Genomic DNA, 24,294 nt, shown 5'->3' on the forward strand with positions numbered 1-24,294 from the left:
TTTTTATAAGGGGTTTTATTAAAAAAGGAAACAGGCTTTTTACCACCTGTTTCCCTTTATTCTGCCCTGTTCTTTCTATAATTAATACATCAGTAATACATTAATACCGGTACTGTTAATCCCTGCATCAGCACATCCTGATCTGATCCTATTTATTATAGAAGAAACAGATATCATTTTATCAGTCCTCTGTACAGATCGGTTCTTCCGGCTCTGTGAAATAAGAGCTTACATCGTTATCATCATCTGCTGTACTTAAAGAGCCGCTGGAGCTTGTTTTAAACTTCACTCCGTCACTGGTCTTTACAGTAGAGTTTTTCATAACCTTTCCGGAAGAATTTACTACATAGTTGCTGCTGTCGATCTTATAGCATACATACTTCTGACCATCTGTAGCTTTCTGAAGCTTTCCTTTATAATAGAGGTAATTATCTTTTACACCGGTATAGCCGCGGCCGTTTTCACTGAAGTAGAAATCTGTCTTGTTTCCATCATCTTCTTCTACTTTCATCTTTCCACGCTGTACACAGCTCTGTGTCTTGGTTCCAAAATAGAACGCGGTCCAGTTGCTGTCACCGGATCCGATATAGACCTTCTTAAGTCCATAGACCGGATTGCCACGCTTATTAAATAAGTAGGTCTTTCCACTGATCTTGGTCAGATCCTGTGTGGTAAGGTGATCTGAGTCTGCAGCTTTTGGCCTTCCATTATTTGCAAAGTAGAACCATTCTACATCTCCATCATAACCTTCTAAGTCTTCCGGCGGTTCTATGGAATACCAACCGATCTTTGCCTTTCCGTCAGAGCCAAAGTACATATAGTCTTTGATCGAGTCAGAACTTCCTCTTACATTCTTCCAGCCCATCTGTAAAATGCCGTCATCATCAAAGCAATAGTAAATGCCATCGATCTTTCTGGTGCCATAATCTCCGTTGTCGTTGCCGTCACTTGGAACATATTTCTTGCCGTTTGTTCCAAAATAGTACCAATACTGGCCATCTTCGCCGTAATCTAATGTACCGCCCTCAGCTCCCGGGATCACTTTGTTGGAGTCTTCCTCGTAATTATCCGGCGGATACAGTTTTTGCCAGCCGGTACGCATCACACCGTCATCTCCGGTATAATACATATCGTCTAAGATCCAGCCTGTTTCCATACGGCCGTTTCCGTCAAAATGATACCACTTATCATTGATCTTCTTCCAGGTGTCATCTATGGTCTTTCCGCTGCTTCCAAAATAGTACCACTCTTCTTCTCCGCCGTCAGAAGTAGTCTTTAACCATTTGTCCGTAACCATAATGCCATTGCTGTCTACATAATAATCAGAGTCTGCCCATGCATTTACAGCCATATATCCTTCTCCGTTCAGATATCTCCACTGGCCGTCAGCTCCCTTTTTCCATTCATTATATACTTTATTTCCATTGCTGTCATAGTAGACCCAGCTGCTGTTTTCCTGTGCCCATCCCTGTGCTGCCATAGCCGGGAACGCTGCCAGCCCTGCTGATAGTAACGCTGCCAGAAACCAGGCTGCTTTCATTTTTTTCCTCATATGCCCTGTTCCTCTCTTCTTCTGCTTTCACCCCGAAACTGCTGTAAATATACAGTTTGCGCTTTATAACTATTGTACCAAGAGTTTTCTTATAGTTCAACCAGATTAATCTTTCAATTCTATTACAAGAATATGTCACTGGTACTCAAATCTCTTGACGGACCCTATTAAAATAGACTATACTCAATTGGAGTCCTATGATACAAAACCGTACTATAACATCCGCCCTGGGCGGAATACAGGATATCATATATATTATAAATAGAAGAAACGAGGTTATCAAATTTATGTGGCTTGCCGACGGTTGGAAAGATTATGAAGTAATTGACTGTTCCAAAGGTGAAAAATTAGAGCGCTGGGGAGATTATCTTCTGGTGCGTCCGGATCCTCAGGTGATCTGGGATACCCCAAAGAAACACAAAGGCTGGAAGAAAATGAACGGACATTATCATCGCAGCAGCAAAGGCGGCGGTGAGTGGGAATTTTTTGATCTGCCGGAGCAGTGGACGATCAATTATAAAGAACTTACCTTTAATTTAAAGCCTTTCAGTTTTAAGCATACCGGTCTTTTCCCGGAACAGGCTGCAAACTGGGACTGGTTTGGTGATAAGATTCGCAAAGCAGGACGCCCTGTAAAGGTATTAAACCTGTTTGCCTATACCGGAGGTGCTACACTGGCAGCTGCCGAAGCAGGAGCCAGCGTGACCCACGTAGATGCTTCTAAGGGTATGGTTACCTGGGCAAAGGAAAATGCCCATTCTTCCGGCCTGTCTGATGCTCCGATCCGCTGGATCGTAGATGACTGTGTCAAATTCGTAGAGCGCGAGATCCGCCGTGGAAATCACTACGATGCCATTATCATGGATCCTCCATCTTATGGCCGCGGACCAAAGGGCGAGATCTGGAAGATCGAAGATGCCATTCACCCATTAGTAAAGCTGTGTGTACAGCTGCTTTCTGATGATCCGCTGTTCTTCTTGATCAACTCTTATACCACCGGTCTTGCGCCATCTGTTCTTTCCTATATGATGGGCGTTGAGATCGTACCAAAATTCGGCGGAACTGTAAAAGCGGAGGAAGTAGGTCTTCCTGTTTCCCAGAACGGTCTGGTGCTTCCGTGTGGCGCTTCCGGACGTTGGGAGAAATAAAATACGATATTCTTTGCAGGCTGCTGACAGATGATAAGATCATATTTCATCTGCCAGCAGTCTTTTTACGTCCAGTTTTCCCCAGCCCTGCTGGTTATGGGGAAGTCCCAGATCGACTGCCCGCTCCCTGATCCGCAGTTTAACGTCTTTATTACTCATAGACGGATATTTTTCCAAAAGCAGGGCAATAGCACCGGATACAAGAGGCGTAGACATGCTTGTACCTGATTTTATAAAATACCGGCCCGGTTCATTACAGCAGCTGATGATCCCGCAGCCCGGTGCTACCAGATCTGGCTTGCACACACAGGCATTGGTAGGACCTCTGCCGGAATAATCCACCATTCTGCTTCCCATCACCTCTACCTCCCGGTCATCATCAGAACAGCCTACTGTGATCACTTTCCGGCTGATCCCCGGCGTAGTCACAGTTCCCGGAGCAGGACCATGATTTCCTGCAGCCACCACCACTACCAAGCCGTCATCCCAGGCAGCATTTACCCCTTTTACCAAGGCGGAATTTTCCGTCATTTCCCGTCTGGTAAGGGATCCTACAGAAATATTTATGATCCGTATGCCATATTCTTTCCTGTGTTCCCGGATCCACCTAAGTCCCATTAAAACATCTGCCGCATATCCATTTCCTCTGTGATCTAAAACCTTGATCGCTGTAATACTGCTTCCCGGTGCGATCCCCTTTAAAAGGCCGCCTGAGGCAAGACCGCTGCCTGCGATCATAGCTGCAATATGGGTTCCATGACCATTATCATCATAAGGAAGCTTTTTTCCATGGACAAAGTCCTTAAATCCCTGTATCTTTCCTTTCAGGTCTTCATGAAGGTAGATGCCTGTATCTAAAACTGCAACACCGACGCCCTTTCCGGTAATTCCCTTTAAAGCCGCCTCATCACAGTGAATTTCCATTCTTGCCCGATTCACAATTAAAAAATCCCTTTTCTTATACTGTATGCGCAGAAAAAAGCTCCGTACCTGTCAGTACGGAGCTTTCTTCTAAGGATTTCGGATTTTCAAAAAGGGTTGAAGGATAGTTCTTAAACTTTCGTGCATTTCTTATGTAACTAAAGTATATCATGCAATCGCCGGAAATGTTTGAATGTTCTTTGAATAGATTATTAAGAAAGTCTTAAGATTGCAGTAAGAGTCCCGTACAGCGACTGAGGATACAGGCAAGCTTACTTGCATGGATACACAGTCATTGGACGGGCTGAGGCGAAATGAGCACGTGCGTAGCAATCCACTCTTACTATGAATTACGAAAGGACAGATTCGTAAAGTGTGCGTTTTAACTTTTCCACATCCCCGTCTGCAAAGCAGTAACCGTCCATACCGCAGGCTTTCGCTCCTGCAATATTATTTGGCAGGTCATCAATAAAATAGCACTCTTCCGGTTTCAGACCGAACCGTTCAAAGAAATGACCATACATTTCTTTCTGTGGTTTCATGCACAGAACTTCTGCGGAAAACAGGATCCCGTCAAAGCATTCTACTGCCGGCAGCACCTCTTTGTAGCAGGTAAGCATACGTACAGATGCATTGGAGCATAAATAGATGCCGTAGCCTTTTGCTTTCAGATCCCGGACCAGATCTCCCATCTCCGGCTTCTGGACCAGATTATACTCATGCCAATGGTCGAAAGACTTCACAGCCAGTTCTTTTTCTTCTTCTGTATCCAGACGGCTGATCATCTTCTTAATACCATCTTCCTCCGTGATCACTCCCATATCCAAAAGAACCCATTCCGGTGAATCAAACACAGCCGTGCAGACTCTCTTTGCCAGTACCTCATTGTCTGTAAAATGACGGCATACCGGCATACCAGAATAATCCATTAGAACTTTTCCCATATCAAATACAATATTCCTGATCAAAATAACCCCGCCTTTCTTATTATGCAAAAATGCCGGACGTTCTCACCTGTGCAGACCGGCTGCCAAGCTCCAAACCTCCGACATTTTTAATGTTCATTTTCTTTGTAAAAAACCAGTCTTATTTTGTCTCTGGCTTCTCTACCTGAACGATCGCAGCTTTCTGCATTGGGATACGGCAGTTTTTGTTGCTGCCGAACTCAACGATCACGGTATCATCGGTCATATCAATGATCACACCGTAAAAACCGCTGGTAGTAAGAATGGTATCTCCTACAGCAACGCTGCTTAACATCTCCTGCTGTTTCTGTCTTTCCTTCTTCTGTGGACGGATTGAAGTAAAATAGATCAGAGCTGCAAAAAATACGATATAGATAACTATAAAGCCCATTCCCTGCATGGTTTTTCCTCCTTCACATCTGCTGCCGCCTCGCCGCAGCAGTTATAGTTTTTTGTTTACCCGCTTCTACCTGCTATTTGCCTTCCATACCGGCAAGTTTAGCTGCCTTGTATTCTGCGAAACGGTGTTCTTCGATGGCGTCGCGGATCTCCTCCATCATTTTATTATAAAAATACAAATTATGCAAGGTACATAACCGCATTCCCAGCATTTCTTTTGCCTTTAACAGATGACGGATATAGGCTCTGCTGTAGGAACGGCAGGCCGGACACTGGCAGCCTTCTTCAATCGGGCTGTGGTCCAGTTCATATTTCTGGTTAAACAGATTTAATTTGCCATGGTTGGTGTATACATGACCATGACGGCCGTTTCTGGATGGGTAAACACAGTCAAAGAAATCTACCCCACGCTCTACTGCCTCTAAGATATTGGCAGGTGTTCCTACCCCCATAAGATATACAGGCTTATCTTCCGGCAGATGAGGTACCGTCACATCCAGGATGTGATACATTTCCTCATGTGTCTCACCTACAGCCAGACCACCGATAGCATAGCCGTCCAGGTCCAGCTCTTTAATGGTTTCTGCATGCTGGATACGGATCTCATCTACAACACCGCCCTGGTTGATGCCAAACAACAGCTGTTCTTTGTTAATGGTGTCCGGAAGGGAATTCAAACGATCCATTTCTGTCTTACAGCGCTTTAACCAGCGTGTAGTGCGGTCTACGGAATTGCGGATATAATCATAATCTGCATGGCTTGGTGGGCACTCGTCAAAAGCCATGGCAATGGTGGAACCAAGATTTGACTGGATCTGCATACTTTCTTCCGGTCCCATGAAGATCTTATGTCCGTCAATGTGGGAGCGGAAGTATACGCCTTCTTCCTTGATCTTGCGCAGATCTGTAAGGGAGAATACCTGGAAACCGCCGGAGTCTGTAAGGATCGGCTTATCCCAGTTCATAAACTGATGCAGTCCGCCATACTCCTTGATCAGCTTGTCGCCGGTACGCACATGAAGGTGGTAGGTATTGGAAAGCTCTACCTGGGTGCCGATCTGGCGCAGGTCATCGGTAGATACAGCGCCTTTAATAGCGCCTACAGTTCCTACATTCATGAAAACCGGTGTCTGGATGGTTCCATGTACGGTTTCCATCTGGGCACGTTTCGCCCGTCCATCTTTGGTTATTACCTGATATTTCATATATTATGCCTCTTCGTCTGCCAAAGCAGCCTTGATCATGATGGCACATTCGATCCTCTTTTTCTGCATCTCGCAGCCGATCTCATATGCGCCGTTAATAGAACCACTGAAATTATAGGCATTTGCACTACATCCACCGCTGCAGTAAAATCTTGCAAAGCAGTCCTTGCATGTTTCTTTTGCATATACATTGCAAAGCTTAAACTCATCACGGGTCTCTGTATTTACAATACCTGTGTCTACATTTCCAAGAAGGAATTTCTCATTGCCTACAAACTGGTGGCATGGATACAGATCGCCCCATGGGGTAACTGCCAGATACTCCGTACCGGAACCGCAGCCAGCCAGACGTTTTGCAACACATGGACCTGCTGTTAAATCCAGCATAAAGTGGAAGAAGTTAAAACCTCTGCCCTCTTTTTTACGCTTGATGTATTCTAATGCCAGTTTGTCATATTCTTTTAAGATCTGAGGAATGTCCTCTTCACGGATGGCATAATCCTCTGCAGGATCAGCTACTACCGGCTCCATGGACATCTGCTGGAATCCCAGATCTGCATAATGGATCACATCATCTGCAAAATCCAGGTTATTTCTTGTGAAAGTACCTCTTACATAGTAATTCTTCTGTCCTCTGCTCTCAGCAAACTTCTGGAACTTCGGAACGATCATATCATAGCTGCCGCTGCCGTTTCTGAACGGACGCATCTTGTCATTGATCTCACGGCGGCCATCCAGGCTTAATACTACATTGCTCATCTCATGGTTGCAGAATTCCATGATCTCATCGTTTAAGAGAACGCCGTTGGTGGTTAATGTAAAACGAAACTTCTTGTGGTTTGCCTCTTCTAAGGAGCGGCCGTATTCAACCAGCTGTTTTACTACCTTCCAGTTTAAAAGAGGCTCTCCGCCGAAGAAATCCACTTCCAGATGCTCTCTGTTTCCGGAATTAGCTACCAGGAAATCCAGTGCTTTCTTACCAACTTCATAGCTCATTAAAGCACGGCGGCCATGATACTCTCCTTCTTCCGCAAAGCAGTAACGACAGGCAAGGTTGCAGTCGTGTGCAATATGCAGACAGAGCGCTTTTACAACGGTCTTGCGCTTCTTAAAATCTAAAACAAAGTCACGATAAATGTCACGGGTAAGAAGCTGTTCTGTATCGATCAGCTCCTGAATATCTTCCAGTGCTTCACAGACCATTTCACTTCCATAGGTCTCGTCTAATTTTTTATGAACATTTGCAGTTACTTCTTCAGAAAGCTTCTCAGGCTTGTCCATTTCCGGAACCTGTTCTGAAACTGCTGCGATGGCGTCATAAACCACCGGATCTACTACATGGACGGAACCGCTGTTCACATCCAGAACAATATGATAACCATTATTAATATACTGATGAATCAAAATTAAAATCTCTCTTTCTAAACGTAATAGGCCTTTCAGGCCAATCCAAATCACATGGGAAAGCCCCTATAATCTCTGTGACCATAGGGGCTTTGCACACTTAATCCGTTACCGACCTATACCATTAGCGGGCAGAGTTTTCGCAGCTCTGGTTACCAACGGTACAGGAAGTCTTACATGCAGACTGGCAGGAAGTCTGGCACTCGCCACATCCGCCCTTCTTCATGGTATCCTTTAAGGTATTGGCATTTAAAGTCTTTACATGCTTCATTGTACAGTACCTCCTTTTTTTATATGCCTCAAAAGGCACATATGAATAAACTCCATAAAATTATAACATAGGTTATGTTGGCTTGCAATGGTGAATATACTTGACTGTAAACATATTTTAGGGAGATGTCTATGGAAACTAAAGTGATAAAACCGCTGCTGCGCTCTCTTTTTATCTCCTATGCCCTTTCTGCCCTCTTTTTAGGGGCACTGGCTTTTGCCCTTTACAAACTGCGCCTGGGAGAAAGTCTGGTAAACCTGCTGATCTTTGCTGTGTATTTTGCAGCCTGTTTCGCAGGTGGATTTTTCACAGGAAGAAAAGTCAGAAACCGGCGTTTTTTCTGGGGACTGCTGTCAGGAATGTTTTATTTTCTCATCCTTTTTGCTGCTTCCTGGGCTATGGATCCCCGGGCCTCTATCCAGGCTGCCAGATCTCTCATGGTATTAGGCGTGTGTGCCTTTGGCGGAACCCTTGGGGGAATGCTCAGTTTTTAAGGTCTATATCCTCCAACAGTTCCCCGATCAGAAATACCAGGCTGCCTAAAAATACAAAAATATCTCCCAGATTAAAGATCACCTTTTTCAGCCTTTTAAATTCAATGGAGAAATAATCCACTACATAGCCTTTTACCAGACGGTCATAAAGATTGCTGATAGCACCTCCAAGGACCATGGAAAGGCCGATCTTCTGGGCCAGGCAGCCCTTTTTTGTCATAAACGCGCCTAATGCGCCTGCTGCAGCAGATGTAACTGCCAGGGGGATCCCTTTTACCAGTTCCGGGCGTTCTTTTAAAAAGCCAAAAGGAAATCCGGAATTATAACTTTTATGAAGGCGGATCAGCCCCTTTGTGCCGGGAAGGTCCCTTGGAAATTCTTCTTCCCCTTCCCGCTCTATTTCGTCTTTTATAAACAGATCCAGGGCAGCAATGCCGCCAGTAAGCCACGGTAAGATCATATTATACATCCATCCTTTCTGGTACATGGAACAGGTTCGTACTTTTTTCATGAGTCCATTTTACAATATTATCCCGTTTCCGTCCAGATATGCAGGTAACTTCCGGTGATTTTCCCATATACTGATAACAAGCATTTTACCGGTGGTTTTTATGGCTGAATGTATCTTAAATCCTGCTTCCCAGGATGTCGCTGATTTCATTTACCGTTTTGGATCCCTGCAGAATAATCTCCGGGACCCGGAGCAGTTTCCCTGTGTGGATTATGTAAGCAATGATTATGCTGTTTTTTATACAGAACTTGAAAATGCACTTCCCCTTTCCCTGGAACGTCAGCCCTACTACAGCATTCCCTCTCTTTTTACCCTGTTGGATGACTCCGCTATGGAAGCTGCCAGGATCCTTCCTGCCCTTCAGACACCTGCACTGAGCAATATGGGAAGCGGGGTGATCGTTGGTATTGTAGATACAGGGATCGACTATACAAGTCCTGTTTTTCGTAAAAGTGACGGAACGACCCGGATCCTTGGTCTGTGGGATCAGACCCTTCCTGAGGATCCTTCTGTTTTTTCTCCTGGCGTACCGGAATATTATCCCATGGGCGGTGCCTCCTATGGAACGGAATTCACTCATGAAGAGATCAACGAAGCTTTAACCTTAGAGGATCCTTTTTCCCTGGTACCTTCCAAAGATACAGATGGCCACGGCACTTTCCTGGCAGGCCTTGCAGCCGGATCTGCTTTCCCCCTTCAAAACTTCACAGGCGCCGCTCCCATGGCAGATCTTGCCATTGTAAAATTAAAGCCTGCAAAGAAATATCTGCGGGACTATTACCTGATCCCGGAAGAGACTGTTGCTTTCCAGGAAAATGATATTATGATGGGAATTAAATACCTGAGAGTCACTGCTGACCGTTTCCGGCGCCCCTTAGTGATCCTTTTAGGACTTGGAACCAATTACGGCAGCCATACCGGTACCTCCCCCTTAAGCCAGGTAACGCAGAATTATGGCGGCTTTTTCGGAATCGCCACTGTAATCGCAGCAGGAAATGAAACAGGACTCGCCCACCATTACGCAGGAAGGTTTTCCGCTGACACTTCTTTTGAAGATGTGGAACTTCGGGTAGGAGAAGAAGAAGGGAAACGTGGCTTTATCCTGGAACTTTGGTCTTCTGCTGCCGATCTGTATACAGTAGGCTTTGTATCTCCCGGTGGAGAGCGGATCAGCCGGATCCCCATTTTATCCAACAACGAGACCCGTATCCCTTTTCTTTTAGAGTCTACGGTCATCACGGTAAGTTATCAGCTGATCGAGGCTGGAAGCGGAAGCCAGCTTGTATCCATGCGCTTTGAGCGTCCTTCCCCGGGGATCTGGACCATTCGTGTATACAATACACAGTTTCTTACGGGAGAATACCACATGTGGCTGCCGGTTCAGGGTTTTATCTCCGATGAAACTGTATTTTTAAAACCGGATCCTTCAAACACGATCACGGTTCCCGGCAATTCCCGCCTGCCTATTACAACAGGGGCCTACAATCACAGAAACAACAGTATCTACATCCATTCCAGCCGTGGCTACACCAGCAGAGATTATGTAAAGCCGGATCTGGCTGCTCCGGGAGTGGAGATCCTGGGGCCATCGGTGCGGATCTCAGCTGCTTTTCGCCCTGGGCTTTCATCCAGTGTAGCAGCCGGTACTGCTCCTGCCTTCTCCCGCCGCACCGGTACCAGCGCTGCAGCCGCCATCACTGCAGGAGCAGTTGCCAATCTTTTAAGCTGGGGGATCGTTATGGGAAACTACCCTACTATGAGCGAGGCTTCTATTAAAAGTTATCTGATCCGGGGCGCAGCCAGAAATCCGTCCCTTACCTATCCTAATAAAGAATTTGGGTATGGAACCCTGGATCTGCTGCAGACATTTTTACGGCTGCGGGAGTGATCGAATTCCATACCCAATTCATTTTATCCTTCTCTTACCTGGATCAGGGGACCTCCCTTTTTCTCCAGATAAGGCCTTGTGACCACCACAGACCCGATATTCGGGTCTTTTGGTATCTCATACATGATATCAAGCATAAACTCTTCCAGAATGGCTCTGAGGGCTCTTGCGCCTGTTCCACGCTTTAAGGCTTCCTCTGCGATCCAGGAAAGTGCGTCTTCTTCAAATACAAGTTTTACCTCATCCAGTGCCAGAAGTTTTTCATACTGACGCAGGATGGCATTTTTCGGTTCCTTTAAGATCCGGATCATCATATCCTTATCCAGTCCCTTTAAGGTAACATTTACAGGCAGACGTCCTAAAAATTCCGGGATCATTCCAAATGCCCTCAGATCTTCATTGGTCACATGGCTTAAAAGATCCGGATCATTGTCATAGCTGTCTTTTAAGGCAGCTCCAAATCCCATGGAGGATTTCTTTGTAAGGCGCTCCTTGATGATATTTTCCAGATCCGGGAAAGCACCTCCACAGATAAACAGGATATTATCTGTATTTACAGTAGCCATAGGAGTCATTGCATTTTTCTGATTGGATCCCACCGGAACTTCTACGGTACTGCCTTCTAACAGCTTTAAAAGTTCCTGCTGAACGGACTCGCCGCTTACATCCCTTGTATTGGTCTGTTTTTTCTTTGCGATCTTATCGATCTCATCAATAAAGATAATGCCTTTTTCTGCCCGTTTTACATCATTTCCTGCAGCTGCTAACAGCTTGGAAACAACGCTTTCAATATCATCGCCAATATAACCGGCTTCAGTCAGGGATGTGGCATCTGCAATAGCTAACGGCACATCAAGAAGCTTTGCCAGCGTCTTTACCAGATAGGTCTTGCCGCTTCCTGTAGGGCCGATCATTAAAATGTTGGATTTTTCGATCACAACACCGTCTGGGTCGGAACCACCTAAAAAGGCGCGCTTATAATGATTATAAACAGCTACTGCCATGACCTTCTTTGCCTTGTCCTGGCCGATCACATATTCATCCAGCTTGCCTTTTATAACGTGAGGCGCCGGAATATCTTTCATAGTCAGCTGCTTTTCCGGTTCTTTTTTCTTTTTCAGTTTCTGGCTCTGAGGGATCTCATTCACTGGCGGCATCTGGCTTAAGTCACTGAAATTCATGTTCATATAAGGCATATTGGGCATTTTTGAAAAATCCATGCCTCCCTTAGTCACTGTATCAAAAGCCTTCTGCATACAGTCATGGCACAGACACATGCCTCCCGGCATTGAGATCATTGGTCCTGCCTTGCTCTCCGGTCTGCGGCACATATAGCAGATCTTCTCATAATTATCGTTATTTTTATTATCATCCTGGGATCCATTTGTCATCTCGTTTTCCATATTCTTATCGTCCACTGTCTTTTCTCCTTACCACATTCTTCCCCATGGGAAGCCATTTCCCGGAAAACTCCAGGGATTACTGTCTTCTCTTCTGGAAGGTGCTGTTTCCCCGGGCTGCTCCCTGTTATCCTGTTTCTCCTGTTGTCCTTCACCTTCCGGCAGTCCTGCCAGCGTAATCTGGATCTGCTGTTCCTTATACCGGCCTTCTTCCTGGCGCTGCACCAGCAGTTCAATGGTCTCTCCCATTTCATAGCCTTTCAGGAATTTCTGCAGTTCCTGCATACTCTTTACAGTCATGCCATCCAGCTTGGTGATAATATCTTTCTCACGAAGTTCAGAGCCAGCCGCAGCCCCGTCTTCCAGTATCTTGTATACATAAACGCCCTTCGGCATATCAAAGGTTGCCGCTGTTTCTTCATCTACTGTAGTTCCCTGAATCCCCAGATATCCCCGTCTGCTTTCCTCTACTTCAGAACGGGTCTTACGGTTCATCAGTTCATCTAAAATCTCCTGGACTCCTGAAACAGGAATGGCATAGCCAATCCCTTCTACTTCTGTGGAGGAATATTTAGCCGCATTGATGCCGATCACTTCCCCTTTCATGTTCAAAAGGGCGCCACCACTGTTTCCCGGATTGATGGCTGCATCTGTCTGAAGCAGGACTCTTGTATTTCCGTCGGAAGTCTGTACTTCCCGGTTTAAGGCGCTTACATATCCCACTGTAACGGACTGGCCATACCCAAGAGCATTTCCAATGGCGATCACGCCCTGTCCTACTTTTAAGCTGTCTGAGTCCCCAAGCCTTGCAACGGCTATCTTATCCTGGGTTTCCTGTGGGATCTGATCTATCGGGATGGAAATAACTGCCAGATCTGTATCTGCATCTGTCCCCTTTACCGCAGCATCCACAGCTGTATCATCTACAAATGTGATCTTTAATGATACTGTGTCCTTCACTACATGATTATTGGTCACGATCAGCAGTTCCGTATCATTTTTACCAATGATGATCCCGGAACCACTGCTTGGCACCTCATAAGACTGGCTTCCGCCTCCGAAAAACCAGCTGTATCCGTAATCCGGAGTCTGGTAAACGGCTGTGCTGGCAACTGCCACAACCGTTGGCATTGCCTCTTCTACGATCTCTGAAACATCCGTTGACGGTGCCGGAATGTCTGCTGCCTGTGGAAATGTTTCCGGTATCTTTTCTCCCGGAAATGGTTCTGGAGGCGGCAGTGCTTCTCCCTCCGCCTTTACTGTATCCTCATCTGACGCAACGATCGCAAAAAACTGGGAAACCATTCCGGAAGACGCAATCTGGATCCCGGTCATAACCGTTCCTGCCACGGTTCCAAAAAGGACTGCGGAAAGAACGATCCAGGCTGTCTTTTTCAACAAATTGTTTTTCCTCATATATGATCTGTTCTCCTTCCAAAAAGAGATCCCGCAAAAGAGGAATTCTCCCTGCTTTCACGAAATCTCTTTCTTAAACTTTGGTGTTATCTTTTAATGCTTATTAAGCTGCCGGTGAGATCATCTCTCCCGGACCGCCTACATTCTCTTCTTTGATGCTGTTTCCAGGATTGAAGGATGAAGCTGCTGTTGTTTCACTGCTTCCCGGTCCATATGGTTTTGTAGCAGCCTCTGTAGTTGCCGCTTCTGTGGTACGGGAAGGTGACAGCGTACCGCTTGGAACCGTAGGCTTTAAGCTTTCTGTGGAGTCTCCCGGATGGGCTGCCTTTGTAGTCTCTCCCGGATGGGCCTGACTGCTTTCACCTGTATGAGAACTCTGGGTCGTTTCAGAAGAATGTTTACTGGTTGGTGGTATATAATCTTCCGGAGGATCGATCACATTTCCATCTTCATCTGTTTCATACTCAAAATCAGTTTCACCGTCAATAATACTCTCTTTTGTGGAAGAAGTACTTTCATTGTTCTTTTCAGAAGAAGAACTGCTTTCTGAGCCGTCCGCTGTTGTCTTGTCTTCTTTCTTTGCCTCTGTAGTCTTAGGAATATAACCGCCATCTGTACCAACATCACCTACCGGCTTTCCTTCTTTATACAGACCTGTATCAGAAGCAATCTTTGCGCTGATCTTCTTTACCATATCACTTGGGGTGTAATTTTCGTCACCAAACAGGAACTTGTGAAGAGAAACCACATTGCTCTCTAAGGTCTGCGGAATGACACAGTCACCCTTTTTACCCATATTGGCATCACTTCTTGCCTCAGGGAAGCCGGCGGTATCACCGATATGATAACGGGTCAGGTTCTTTGCAGCCGGGATCACATCATCTAATGTGATACTGCTTAAGATCTGTGGGAATACCACTTCCATTACATTATTAACAACAGAAAAGTTTGCCTGTCTTAATTTATCAAAGCTTAACTGGATGATCTTTCTCTGACGTTCTGTTCTTGCAAAGTCTGTATCCATCTTTCTTAAGCGTGCATAGGCAACTGCCTGGATACCGTCTAAATGGTTCGGGCCTGCGCTCTTTAACTGATAAGAGCCAACACCTGTAGACTCTACTGTTTCTGTAATATAGGCATTGATATAATAAAACTCCGCCTTGCTCAGTTCCACATCTACACCGCCCAGGATATTAATGGCATCTGCTACTGCTTTCCAGTTAAATGTAGCATAATCATTGATCTCCAGATCCAGGTTTCTGTTTAAGGCTTCTACTGCCTGTTTCGGGCCGCCTCTGAAGTAAGCCTGGTTGATCTTGTTGTAACCATTTTTATCATCTACATTCAGATACGTATCACGGAAAAGGCTGACCAGTTTGATCTCCCCTGTTTCCTGATTGATATTGCAGATGATGATAACATCGGACATATTTCCTTTGCCCACAGAACTGTCACGGCTGTCCACACCAAAAAGAGCTACGGTCCAGTATCCCTTCATAGCCTGCTCTTTTTCCACAGAGATATAAGGATTTGTCATATCAGACTTATTAAACTCTGTATCCGTCTGCATCAGGGACATCATACGCTTTCCATACCAGCCTGCGCCGATCAGTGCCAGTGCAATGATCTCTGCCACAATAAAAATGATAATGGTCCTTAAGCGGCTTTTCCCGGACCTGGCTGCCGTCCTTGCAGTCCGGCTGCCTCTTCCTGTACTGCCTGTTCTGCCGGTAAGTCCGGAAGAAGCGTATTTCCTTCCGTCTTTTCTGCGGCTGCGCCCTCTTTTTAACTCGTCATCCGTTTCAAATTCATTATCAAAGTCGTGATTCATGTACGTTTCCTCATTGTAGTGATAACAGCAGTCAGACCGCTGTCATTCTAGTATGCGTTTTTATTAATAAAGCCTTTGAATATCGTCAGGAACATGATCTTAAAATCAAATCCAAGGCTCCAGTTTTCAATGTAATACAGGTCGTGCTCGATCCTCTTTGTAATAGAAGTATCTCCCCTGTAACCATTGACCTGCGCCCAGCCTGTAAGACCTGGTCTTACCTGGTGCTTGATCATATAACGTGGGATCTCTTCTTTAAACTTTTCTACAAAAAGAGGCCGCTCCGGCCTTGGACCAACCAGGCTCATATCTCCAATGAGAATGTTAAAAAACTGAGGCATCTCATCAATACTGGTCTTTCGTATAAAACGGCCTACCGGAGTAACACGGGGATCATGAGGGGTTGTCCACTGGTTCTTTTCTTTATTTGGATCCTGTACTTCCATGGAACGGAATTTAAACATTTTAAAAGGACGGTTGTGCAGTCCGATCCTCTCCTGGCTGTAAATGATCGGACCTGGAGAAGTAAGTTTGATCAATGCTGCTGTCAGCAGCATAAGAGGCGAAAACAGGATGATTCCAAACAGTGCGCCACAGATATCTACCATACGCTTTATAGTTGCATTAAATACGCTGGTAAGAGGTACATGGCGGATATGGATCACCGGAAGTCCCTGAAGATCTTCCATATAAGGGATCGTAGGGATAATGTTATTGTAATCCGGAATAAATTTGGTATGCACACCTGACTTTTCACAGGCCGCAACGATCTGTTCCAGATTTGCATATTCACCGATACTTAAAGTAATAACGATCTCGTCTAAGGTATTCGCTGCAAGAAAGGTCTCCAAATGGGAGATCGGTCCTAAAACCTGGACTTTCTTGTAAACATAACCTGCTTTTTTATGGTCATCCAGGATACCCTGGATATGATAGCCCCATTCCGGATTTAAAGTCACACGGTCAATAAAACCTTCTGCCGCACGGCTGTAACCGATTAAGAGCACATGCTTCTGGTTGTAACCATTGGTACGAAGAGAACGTAAGAACAGGCGGATCGCCAGTCGTTCTCCTGCCAGAAGAAGTATATTTAAAACAAAAAACACCAGGAGCATTCTGGTGGAGAAATACCCCAGATGTACAATAAAGCTTCTTCCGCCGAAAAGGATCAGCGTAAAAAGCATCAGGCCGATCACATTTGCCTTACAGATATTGGCAAATTCAACCCTTCTTCCCTGGATGCGCTTTGGTACATACAGATGAAAACAGCCATTTAAGATCAGATAAACAGGAACAATAAATATAAGTGCCAGAAAATAAGGTCCCGGCTCCAGAGTTGCTCCTCTTAAAGGCACTACCTTTCCGCTGACGATAATAAACCACGCCAGTATATAGGCTACTGCTGTTACCACTGCATCCAGAAGAACCTGAACATGGTTCAGGCTTTTCTGGTTATCTTTTATCATTGTATATCACCTTTTGTTAAGCTGTTCACTCATTTCCCCCCGCCGGAGAAAACGGCTTCTTCATTCAAAACATTATACATGATACAATCCCATTATTCCATAACTTTTCTCTTAAAATATAATAAACTTCACCGTTTTGCCGCCTGACGGGCCAGAAATTCCCGGATATAGAGGAGAGTTCCGGTGCATAATTCCCACTCAATGGCAGCATAATGTTTCAGGTGGTCTCTGTTATATTTTACTTTTTTACACAGCTTTGCTGTCTTCACTCCCTCTTTCAGACCGTCCAGATAATCTTTTCCAAACCCGATCTTCTTAAAAAATCCATATTTTACCAGGATCCCCAGTCCCAGCGGAAGAGCATTTAGAAGCAACTGGGGCCATGGCATATTTTTATAGTTCAGATAAATATTGTTTCTTGCTGCCAGACGGACCTTAAATGAATTGTAACGGGATCCACTGGTACCGCTTCCCACGTGGTATACCATGGCGCTTGGGCAGTAAACATTTTTATAACCATAAATCTTCGCCCTGTAACCCACATCAATATCTTCCAGATAAGCAAAATGCATCTCGTCAAAATAACCGATGGTCTCAAACACTTCCCTGCGATAGATGGCAGCACCTGCACAGGCAGAAAAAACAGAACAGCTGCGGTTGTATCCTGTAGCCGGACGTCCAACGCCCCGTTGGAATGCCCAGCCTAACAGTGTATACATATCTCCTGCATCATCCATTTTGCTGTGGTCATACAGCTGGATCATCTTGCTGCTTACAGAAAAGATCTCCGGTGAACGTTCAATGGCCTTGATCATCTCTCCAATATAGTGGCAGTCCGGTTCTGTATCATTGTTTAAAAGGATCACATAAGGGGTCTTTGAGGCTTTGATCCCCACATTTACAGCCCCTGAAAAACCGGTATTCTTCTCAAGGAAGATGCTTGGTATCTCATGTTCCTTCAGCCATTCTACGCTTCCGTCTGTAGAACCATTATCCACTACCAGGATGTCAAAATCACGGCAAAGCTGCAGATTCAGAGCCTTAAAACAGGGATCCATAAACTTAAGACCATTATAATTGGGAATGACCACCGTTACTTTCGCCTTATTACTCATCACTCTTTTTCTCCTCAGGTGCAAACTTATCATAAACTGACAGGTCGTAAGGTTCACCGATCTTTTCTTTTAACAGATCACGCAGGGCAAAATTGGACTTTCTTAACGTCAGGTTCGGGTTGTAGTAAGGATCACCATTTTTAATGATGTCCGGCCATTTCTTAATGAAAATAGCTACTTCCCTGTTAAACCGCGCCACCTTCTCAGGCGTATCTTCCAGTCCCCTGGATTTGGACTCATAATGGTAAAGAGTTGCATAAGGGGCATATACTACCAGTTTTCCCAGAGCACGAACTTTCATGCAGTAATCAATATCATTGAAAGCAACTGCCAGTTCCGTACTTAAACCTCCCACAGCCTCAAACACAGACTTCTTTGTCATAAGGCAGGCAGCTGTAACAGCACTGTAATCCTGGGCACACATTGCACGGTGGAAATAGCTGTTTTCCGCTTTGTGAAGACCGATAAAGGTATGTCCAGCAATACCGCCGAAACCAATAACAACACCTGCATGCTGAATGGTATCATCTGCATACAGAAGCCTTGCTCCCGCAATACCAACCTCTTCTCTCTGGCAGAACCCAAGCATTTCACGAATGCTGTCAGGCTCTAACAGTTCCGTATCATTATTAAGAAGCAGCAGGTACTCTCCCTTTGCAAAGGATGCGCCAAAATTGTTGATGGCAGAATAATTAAAGCCTTCTTTCCAGGTAACTACATGGAAGGACGGATGTTTTTCTTTCATCTTTTTATAATACGCAAAAGTCTCCGGCTCTGTACTGTTATTTTCCACAATGATAAATTCCAGGTTCCGGTAAGTAGACTTCTCTAAAATAGACCGGACACACACATCCAGATCCTTGCTGTGATCCTTATTTGGAATAATAATGGAGATCAGGGGCTCTCCTTTGATCTTATAGGTAGTATGGTAAATACCGTAATCTACGCCCTTTTCCACACGTTCTGCCGGAATGCCCATACGCTCATAATGGGCCATGATCGCTCTGGAACCAGCCTCAAAAGCATACATCTTGCTTTCCGGATTGCTGGCAGTAGAGTCCTGATGGCAGCGCCAGTGATAAAGTACCTGTGGGATATGGACGATCTCTTTTGCCTGCTCAGTGCAGCGGAAGATAAAGTCATAATCCTGGGCTCCGTCAAATTCCTGGCGGAAGCCGCCTACCTGGTCTAATAACTCTTTTTTCACCACGAACAAATGGCAGATATAATTCACACTGGTAAGCAGGTCCGGGTTAAAATCCGGCTTAAAATGAGGATCAAATAAAGCCTTCCCATCCATATCCAGCTTGTCTTCATCTGAATACAGCACATCACAGTCCGGATGCTTATTGATAGCCTTTGCCACCTCATAAAATGCCTGAGGCGGAATGGTATCATCATGGTCTGCCAGGATCACATATTCCCCCTTTGCCATAGCAAGAGCTGCATTGGTATTTCCGGAAATGCCCCTGTTTCCCCCCAAGATCTCATAACGGATCCGGGAGTCTTTCTGTGCATATTTCTTTAATACCTTTTCCACATCCTGGCCTCTGGGGCTTCCATCTGCAATACATACTTCCCAGTTTCCATAAGTCTGGTCCAGGATGGAGTCTAACATCTCTTTCAGATAACGCTCCGGTGTTTTGTATACCGGTATGACTACGGAAAATAAAGGTTCTTTTTCAAAATGTGTTTCCCTCTGGGCCTTCAGTTCTTCCTCTGTCGGCTTGGTCAGCTCATACCACTCACCATAATCGTAATCATTATCCAGTCCCTGGATCTTATGGCAGGATTTTTTAATAAGGGCACGGAGACCATTTTCCTTCCAGAAATCAAGAGCTACATGGACCGTTTCCATGTTCATCAGATCTTTGATCTTTTCCATGCGCTTGTGGGCAACACTGGCTCTCTTGGTGATCAGTTCTTCATTATATTTGATCTTTGCCTGTCTGCCATCACAGCGGATCAGCAGCCAGTAACTTTTTCCTCTCTCATATGGAAACTGGATATCAAAGCCAAATTCCTTATCGATCACTTTCTTAAAATAGATCTGGCTTACATCATCTCTTCTGGTAGAAACCATTTTGCACTTCACCGGCTGGTGATGTTCATCTTCTACCCGGAAAGTGACCTTGCTCTCCGGGGTCTTTCCCAGAGCCCATCCGTTCAGTGTAATGGAATTTTCACGGATACGGACCACATCCACTTTATACTTCATTTGCCTTACCGTCCTTTGCATTTTCATCTTTCTGGTCAAAGTTCAGCCGTTCTTCTTCGATCACAAGAGGACGCTTCATCACGCGCTGATTGATACTCATAATGTACTCTCCCAGAAAGCCGATAAAGAATAACTGTACAGAGCCTAAAAACAACATTCCAATGAGCATAGGCGCCATACCTGCAGGAAAACGATCCCACCAGATCAGCTTCATCACCAGATAGATCAGGGCAATGATCATACTTCCTGCTGCACAGACACCGCCGAAGATCGTTGCCAGGCGCAGTCCCTCTTTTGTATAAGAAGTAACGCTTAACATGGCAGCGTCATACAGACGGTAGAAATTGTTGTGTGTCTTTCCTGCACGGCGCTTTGGCTGCTCATAAGGGATCTCTTTGCGCTTATAGCCAAGTTCCGCTACGATACCCCGCAAAAACGGTGTGGGATCATCTAACTTGCGCAGGATCTCAATAAATTCCCTGTCATACAGACCGGAACCTGTAAAATGTTCGATCTGTTCTACATCAGACATTTTCTTAATGGTCTTGTAGTAGCAGGTGCGCAGCCAGTACATAAACTTATTTTCCTTGCTACTGGTCTTAATGCCGATAACGATCTTATAGCCCTTTTCCCATTCATGGACATACTTGGGGATCATCTCAACCGGATCCTGGAAATCTGCTACCATCTCAATAACGCAGTCTCCTGTTACCTGGAGCATGCCATAATACGGAGAGTTAAACTGACCGAAATTTCTTGCATTAAAAATAGCCTTGATCCTTGGATTTTCCTTACACAGTCCACGGATCACATCCCGTGTTCCGTCTGTGGAGTCATTATCAATAAATACAAGTTCATAATCATACTGAGGCAGTTCCTTCTCTAAAATATCGGTTACTGCCTTGCTGATGGGGCCTGCATTTTCCACCTCGTTATAACAGGGAATCAATACACTGATCTTTTTCATAGGTTTTTGTTCTCTTTCTCTTTTTTCATCATAATTTCAATGCCCTGACGGAAGGTAAATCTTTCCTGCCAGCCACTGGTAAGCAGTGTAAGACGTGAAATATCCGGCTTAATAGAAAGGGCACCTTCTTTTGCCTGGACAAAAGTCCCGTACTCCAATTCACCGGCACCACCTGCAATGGAATGGATCTCCTCTACAAAGTCCTTTAACACTCTCGTATCTTTGCTGGCAATGTTTACAATGGTGCTTACAAGACCATTTTTCTTAACCCCTGCATCAGCAGACTGGGGCAGTTGTTCATACAACTCATACACTGCCTCCACAGCATCATCAATATACATAAAGTTCCACTGATGTCTGCATGCGCTTAAAGAAACCTTGTTTCCTGCTGGAAGTTCCCGCACAAGAGTGGAAATGATAGACCAGGGATGGTCTCCTGTTCCATATACACTGAAAAAGCGCAGATGCACATAATGGAGTCCCAGTTCTTCACATAAAGGCACTGCCTTCTGGTAAAATTCCCATTTTGCCTTTCCATACTGGTTCACCGGATGACATTCTATATCTTCCTGCATAAAGCCATCTGTAAGACCATACTCCACTCTGGAACCTGCATCCATAAACATACGGCAGTTTAATGCTTTCGCCGCCCGGATACAATCCAGGGAGCCAGCTACATTTTTCGCCTGAACCTCAGGTGAGTCGATCTCCTGACGGTTCACACCGCCCCATGCCAGGTGGAAAAAGGCGTCCGCTTCTTTAATATAAGAAACGCAGTCCATTACATTGCTTAAACCGCAGGAAACCACATGAAGTTTTTCATCTTTCGGAAGTACATCCAGGTGCGTGGACTCCGGGCGCACCAGCACAAAAACCTCCGCACCTTTCTTTAAAAACAGTTTTGCCAGATTACTTCCAATAAATCCGGTAGCTCCTGTTATAACGATCCTCATCTGATTTCCTCCTAGACCATTTCCAGGTGATTGGAGCGCATGGCACGGATCTCTACCTGATCCCCAAAACGCTTTCTTATGATCCCTGTGATCTCATCTGTATAGCCGGGAGCTGTGATCACAATGGCATCTACAGGATGGGCTTCAAAATACTCCGGCGGTACGATGGGAAGGTGGGAAGCAGGTGCATATTTTCCATGTTTAAACGGCGCCGAATCGATGATATATTCTGCATTTTCTCCCAGACAGGTAGTTGCTGCCAGTGTAAAGCCCTGATGGCTGGCTCCCCATATGCACACAGTCTTATGCCATGCCCTCAGATACTTCATATACGTATTCATCTCTTCCCGCAGGTTTACGTAGCACTCCAGCAGGTTTTCTGTTTCCACCTGTGGACGTTTGCGCACGATCAGGGAAAGAGTATCCCGGTTGATCATAGAAGCTTCTACTACATCAAATCCGCTTCTCTCCATCAGGGAAGTCAGTGTATCAAAGGTATAATACGCAATATGGTCACGGATCAGTTCATAATAACTGCTGTGCTCCATAATGTACTCAAAACTTGGCACTGTAATAAGTCCCATGGCATCATCTTCCAGATTATTCCAGATAGCACGCAGCATAGTCACCGGATCCGGCTGATGTTCCAGGAAATTAAAGGATAAAAATACATCGTAAAGTCCACCTGGGAACACCGTATCTTCTGTCTCTGTAAAGCCCTGTACTACATCAATGCCCTTGCTTTTTGCAAGTTCTACCAGAGCCGGATCATGTTCTATTCCATGAACCTCTACCGGAAATTCCTTTAAAACCTGTAAAAACTCGCCCTGGCCACAGCCAACTTCAATAAAACGCTTTCCTTCCAGATGATAGGTTTCGATGAGATGTTTGTACTGCTTTCTGCGAAGTTCTGCCATAGTCGTAGAATATCCACCGGCACGGATCACATCCCGGTAATAATCCACAGGTTCACAGTCAAACTGCACCAGACCGCAGCCGCTGCACTGGCAAAGATCCAAAGTCAGTCCCTTATCAGCTCCTACATGTTCTGCATCTGGCATGTGCTGCGCAGACGCCGGCATATTATCTAATGTAAGAAGGGGTGTCTCCCAGAGAGGAGCCCCGCAGGCAATACATCGTTTCATTTTATATGTTCTCCTTTTTAGCCTCTTTTATGGTCTCTAAGATTCCCTCTTTAAAAGAAACCTGCTGGTGAAAATCAATGGCTTTTTTTAATTTTGTAAGATCCGGCATCAAGGAAACACAGCCTTCCGCATTCGGCGGCCGGTATCCAAATTCATAGCTTCCTTTTCTGCCGCAAAGCTCATAAACCTCTTCAATATAGCTTTTTAACGGTCTTGTATCTTCTCCTGCCACATTATACACGCCTGCAGGAACTTTGCCAAGAAGAAGTTTTACCAGGATCTGTGCCGCTTCCTGCACATACAGAAAGTTCCACTGCTGGGTACAGGGACCCATTTCCATATTCCCGTTAGCTAAGAAAGTCCGGATACAGGTCTCGATCAAAGACCATGGATGATCCCCCGGACCATACACGCTGAAAATACGGGTATGGATGTAGTCTACCCCAAGTTCTTTTGCCGCTTTGGTTGCCTGCTGATATACCAGGACTTTGTCCTTTCCATACTCGGATACAGGATGGCACTCCTGTTCTTCTTTCATCCATTCATTACAGATCCCGTATTCTGCCTGGGAACCGGAAAACAAAAAGCGTTTGCATCCAAGAGCCGCTGCTGTGTGAAGAGCCTGCAGGGCATAACCAATGTTCTTTTCCTGAAGCTTTACATCTTTGCGCTTGTCACTTCCAGCGCCGTCCCAGCCTAAATGAAGCCATGCCTTTGCCTGCAACTCTTCTTTTTTGTAAATTTTTTCCAGTTTTTCAATTTCTCCCAGTTCACAAAAACAAAGTTCCAGGCTGCCGAAAACCTTTTTTTCTGCCCCGGCCTGCTTTTTCAGGTCCTCAAAAAGTTCCTGCAGCTTTCCTGCCCCGGCTGATGCAGGGCGTGATACTGCCACCACCCTGCATCCTTCTTCTAAAAGTGCCTTTACAACCGCTCTTCCAATAAAACTGGTAGCTCCTGTAACGATCACGGTCATAGGATTACTGATCCTTTCTATCTTTATGATGATACCGCCAACAGACGGAATA

The 24,294-nt window shown here is 45.3% G+C and carries 21 protein-coding genes; 3 read left to right on the forward strand and 18 right to left on the reverse strand.

Annotated elements, in window-relative coordinates; genetic code table 11:
* Positions 1–181: 181 nt before the first annotated feature.
* Positions 182–1,552, reverse strand: a complete 1,371-nt coding sequence (locus DW251_RS09280; protein ID WP_118300842.1) for a cell wall-binding protein — start codon at positions 1,550–1,552, stop codon at positions 182–184.
* Between the two features lie 287 nt (positions 1,553–1,839).
* On the opposite strand from DW251_RS09280, the gene DW251_RS09285 reads away from it, so the two are divergent.
* Positions 1,840–2,700 (forward strand): class I SAM-dependent methyltransferase, encoded by an 861-nt coding sequence (locus DW251_RS09285; protein WP_021869441.1) that lies wholly within the window; start codon positions 1,840–1,842, stop codon positions 2,698–2,700.
* A gap of 39 nt (positions 2,701–2,739) precedes the next feature.
* Here DW251_RS09285 and DW251_RS09290 read toward each other — a convergent pair whose 3' ends face one another.
* From DW251_RS09290 to scfA, 6 genes are all read right to left on the reverse strand, one after another.
* Positions 2,740–3,639, reverse strand: coding sequence for a S8 family peptidase (locus tag DW251_RS09290; RefSeq protein ID WP_021869442.1), 900 nt, complete (start codon positions 3,637–3,639; stop codon positions 2,740–2,742).
* Positions 3,640–3,971: 332 nt separating this feature from the next.
* Positions 3,972–4,589, reverse strand: a complete 618-nt coding sequence (locus DW251_RS09295) for an HAD family phosphatase (protein WP_021869443.1) — start codon at positions 4,587–4,589, stop codon at positions 3,972–3,974.
* 118 nt (positions 4,590–4,707) lie between these two features.
* On the reverse strand, positions 4,708–4,986 hold the full coding sequence (gene yajC, locus DW251_RS09300) for a preprotein translocase subunit YajC (protein WP_021869444.1): 279 nt from the start codon (positions 4,984–4,986) through the stop codon (positions 4,708–4,710).
* Positions 4,987–5,059: 73 nt separating this feature from the next.
* Positions 5,060–6,190, reverse strand: coding sequence for a tRNA guanosine(34) transglycosylase Tgt (tgt, locus tag DW251_RS09305; protein ID WP_021869445.1), 1,131 nt, complete (start codon positions 6,188–6,190; stop codon positions 5,060–5,062).
* Between the two features lie 3 nt (positions 6,191–6,193).
* A complete protein-coding gene (gene scfB / locus DW251_RS09310) occupies positions 6,194–7,594 on the reverse strand; it encodes a thioether cross-link-forming SCIFF peptide maturase (RefSeq protein ID WP_118300870.1) in 1,401 nt (466 codons plus the stop codon).
* 124 nt (positions 7,595–7,718) lie between these two features.
* Positions 7,719–7,865 (reverse strand): six-cysteine ranthipeptide SCIFF, encoded by a 147-nt coding sequence (gene scfA / locus DW251_RS09315; RefSeq protein ID WP_021869447.1) that lies wholly within the window; start codon positions 7,863–7,865, stop codon positions 7,719–7,721.
* Between the two features lie 131 nt (positions 7,866–7,996).
* Here scfA and DW251_RS09320 point away from each other — a divergent pair, with 131 nt between their 5' ends.
* Positions 7,997–8,359 (forward strand): TIGR04086 family membrane protein, encoded by a 363-nt coding sequence (locus DW251_RS09320; protein ID WP_021869448.1) that lies wholly within the window; start codon positions 7,997–7,999, stop codon positions 8,357–8,359.
* On the opposite strand, the gene DW251_RS09325 is transcribed toward DW251_RS09320, so the two are convergent.
* Positions 8,349–8,819 (reverse strand): signal peptidase II, encoded by a 471-nt coding sequence (locus DW251_RS09325; RefSeq protein WP_021869449.1) that lies wholly within the window; start codon positions 8,817–8,819, stop codon positions 8,349–8,351. The two genes, DW251_RS09320 and DW251_RS09325, sit on opposite strands and share 11 nt — an antisense overlap.
* A gap of 151 nt (positions 8,820–8,970) precedes the next feature.
* On the opposite strand from DW251_RS09325, the gene DW251_RS09330 reads away from it, so the two are divergent.
* A complete protein-coding gene (locus DW251_RS09330) occupies positions 8,971–10,758 on the forward strand; it encodes a S8 family peptidase (RefSeq protein WP_118300844.1) in 1,788 nt (595 codons plus the stop codon).
* A gap of 23 nt (positions 10,759–10,781) precedes the next feature.
* On the opposite strand, the gene clpX is transcribed toward DW251_RS09330, so the two are convergent.
* The 10 genes from clpX to DW251_RS09380 form a co-directional block, all read right to left on the reverse strand.
* Positions 10,782–12,161 carry an ATP-dependent Clp protease ATP-binding subunit ClpX gene (gene clpX, locus DW251_RS09335; RefSeq protein ID WP_118300872.1) on the reverse strand — a complete coding sequence of 460 codons (1,380 nt, stop codon included), beginning with the start codon at positions 12,159–12,161 and terminating at the stop codon, positions 10,782–10,784.
* Between the two features lie 27 nt (positions 12,162–12,188).
* The gene (locus DW251_RS09340) at positions 12,189–13,574 is read right to left on the reverse strand and encodes a trypsin-like peptidase domain-containing protein (protein WP_021869452.1); all 1,386 of its coding nucleotides are present in this window, start codon (positions 13,572–13,574) and stop codon (positions 12,189–12,191) included.
* A 103-nt stretch (positions 13,575–13,677) separates the two neighbouring features.
* A complete protein-coding gene (locus DW251_RS09345) occupies positions 13,678–15,405 on the reverse strand; it encodes an LCP family protein (RefSeq protein WP_021869453.1) in 1,728 nt (575 codons plus the stop codon).
* A 47-nt stretch (positions 15,406–15,452) separates the two neighbouring features.
* Positions 15,453–16,871 carry an undecaprenyl-phosphate glucose phosphotransferase gene (locus DW251_RS09350; protein ID WP_118300846.1) on the reverse strand — a complete coding sequence of 473 codons (1,419 nt, stop codon included), beginning with the start codon at positions 16,869–16,871 and terminating at the stop codon, positions 15,453–15,455.
* A gap of 128 nt (positions 16,872–16,999) precedes the next feature.
* On the reverse strand, positions 17,000–17,986 hold the full coding sequence (locus tag DW251_RS09355) for a glycosyltransferase family 2 protein (RefSeq protein ID WP_118300848.1): 987 nt from the start codon (positions 17,984–17,986) through the stop codon (positions 17,000–17,002).
* Positions 17,979–20,204, reverse strand: coding sequence for a glycosyltransferase family 2 protein (locus DW251_RS09360; RefSeq protein ID WP_118300850.1), 2,226 nt, complete (start codon positions 20,202–20,204; stop codon positions 17,979–17,981). The genes DW251_RS09355 and DW251_RS09360 overlap by 8 nt, the downstream gene beginning before the upstream one ends.
* Positions 20,194–21,171, reverse strand: coding sequence for a glycosyltransferase family 2 protein (locus tag DW251_RS09365; protein WP_021869457.1), 978 nt, complete (start codon positions 21,169–21,171; stop codon positions 20,194–20,196). The genes DW251_RS09360 and DW251_RS09365 overlap by 11 nt, the downstream gene beginning before the upstream one ends.
* Complete coding sequence (locus DW251_RS09370; RefSeq protein ID WP_118300852.1) at positions 21,168–22,124, reverse strand: NAD(P)-dependent oxidoreductase; 957 nt, start codon at positions 22,122–22,124, stop codon at positions 21,168–21,170. The genes DW251_RS09365 and DW251_RS09370 overlap by 4 nt, the downstream gene beginning before the upstream one ends.
* 11 nt (positions 22,125–22,135) lie before the next feature.
* Complete coding sequence (locus DW251_RS09375; RefSeq protein ID WP_118300854.1) at positions 22,136–23,269, reverse strand: class I SAM-dependent methyltransferase; 1,134 nt, start codon at positions 23,267–23,269, stop codon at positions 22,136–22,138.
* 1 nt (position 23,270) lies between these two features.
* Positions 23,271–24,242 (reverse strand): NAD(P)-dependent oxidoreductase, encoded by a 972-nt coding sequence (locus DW251_RS09380; RefSeq protein WP_118300855.1) that lies wholly within the window; start codon positions 24,240–24,242, stop codon positions 23,271–23,273.
* Between the last annotated feature and the right edge of the window lie 52 nt (positions 24,243–24,294).

It is taken from the genome of Clostridium sp. AM22-11AC (genome assembly GCF_003473545.1).
Lineage (GTDB): Bacteria > Bacillota > Clostridia > Lachnospirales > Lachnospiraceae > Enterocloster.

Coding starts and splice junctions, on each gene's coding strand:
- DW251_RS09345 (WP_021869453.1), bottom strand. CDS start 15,405: ATGAATCACGACTTTGATAATGAATTTGAAACGGATGACGAGTTAAAA.
- DW251_RS09375 (WP_118300854.1), bottom strand. CDS start 23,269: ATGAAACGATGTATTGCCTGCGGGGCTCCTCTCTGGGAGACACCCCTT.
- DW251_RS09355 (WP_118300848.1), bottom strand. CDS start 17,986: ATGAGTAATAAGGCGAAAGTAACGGTGGTCATTCCCAATTATAATGGT.
- tgt (WP_021869445.1), bottom strand. CDS start 6,190: ATGAAATATCAGGTAATAACCAAAGATGGACGGGCGAAACGTGCCCAG.
- clpX (WP_118300872.1), bottom strand. CDS start 12,161: ATGGAAAACGAGATGACAAATGGATCCCAGGATGATAATAAAAATAAC.
- DW251_RS09325 (WP_021869449.1), bottom strand. CDS start 8,819: ATGATCTTACCGTGGCTTACTGGCGGCATTGCTGCCCTGGATCTGTTT.
- DW251_RS09365 (WP_021869457.1), bottom strand. CDS start 21,171: ATGAAAAAGATCAGTGTATTGATTCCCTGTTATAACGAGGTGGAAAAT.
- DW251_RS09350 (WP_118300846.1), bottom strand. CDS start 16,871: ATGATAAAAGATAACCAGAAAAGCCTGAACCATGTTCAGGTTCTTCTG.
- DW251_RS09360 (WP_118300850.1), bottom strand. CDS start 20,204: ATGAAGTATAAAGTGGATGTGGTCCGTATCCGTGAAAATTCCATTACA.
- DW251_RS09320 (WP_021869448.1), top strand. CDS start 7,997: ATGGAAACTAAAGTGATAAAACCGCTGCTGCGCTCTCTTTTTATCTCC.
- DW251_RS09340 (WP_021869452.1), bottom strand. CDS start 13,574: ATGAGGAAAAACAATTTGTTGAAAAAGACAGCCTGGATCGTTCTTTCC.
- yajC (WP_021869444.1), bottom strand. CDS start 4,986: ATGCAGGGAATGGGCTTTATAGTTATCTATATCGTATTTTTTGCAGCT.
- DW251_RS09285 (WP_021869441.1), top strand. CDS start 1,840: ATGTGGCTTGCCGACGGTTGGAAAGATTATGAAGTAATTGACTGTTCC.
- DW251_RS09370 (WP_118300852.1), bottom strand. CDS start 22,124: ATGAGGATCGTTATAACAGGAGCTACCGGATTTATTGGAAGTAATCTG.
- DW251_RS09380 (WP_118300855.1), bottom strand. CDS start 24,242: ATGACCGTGATCGTTACAGGAGCTACCAGTTTTATTGGAAGAGCGGTT.
- DW251_RS09280 (WP_118300842.1), bottom strand. CDS start 1,552: ATGAGGAAAAAAATGAAAGCAGCCTGGTTTCTGGCAGCGTTACTATCA.
- DW251_RS09330 (WP_118300844.1), top strand. CDS start 8,971: ATGGCTGAATGTATCTTAAATCCTGCTTCCCAGGATGTCGCTGATTTC.
- scfA (WP_021869447.1), bottom strand. CDS start 7,865: ATGAAGCATGTAAAGACTTTAAATGCCAATACCTTAAAGGATACCATG.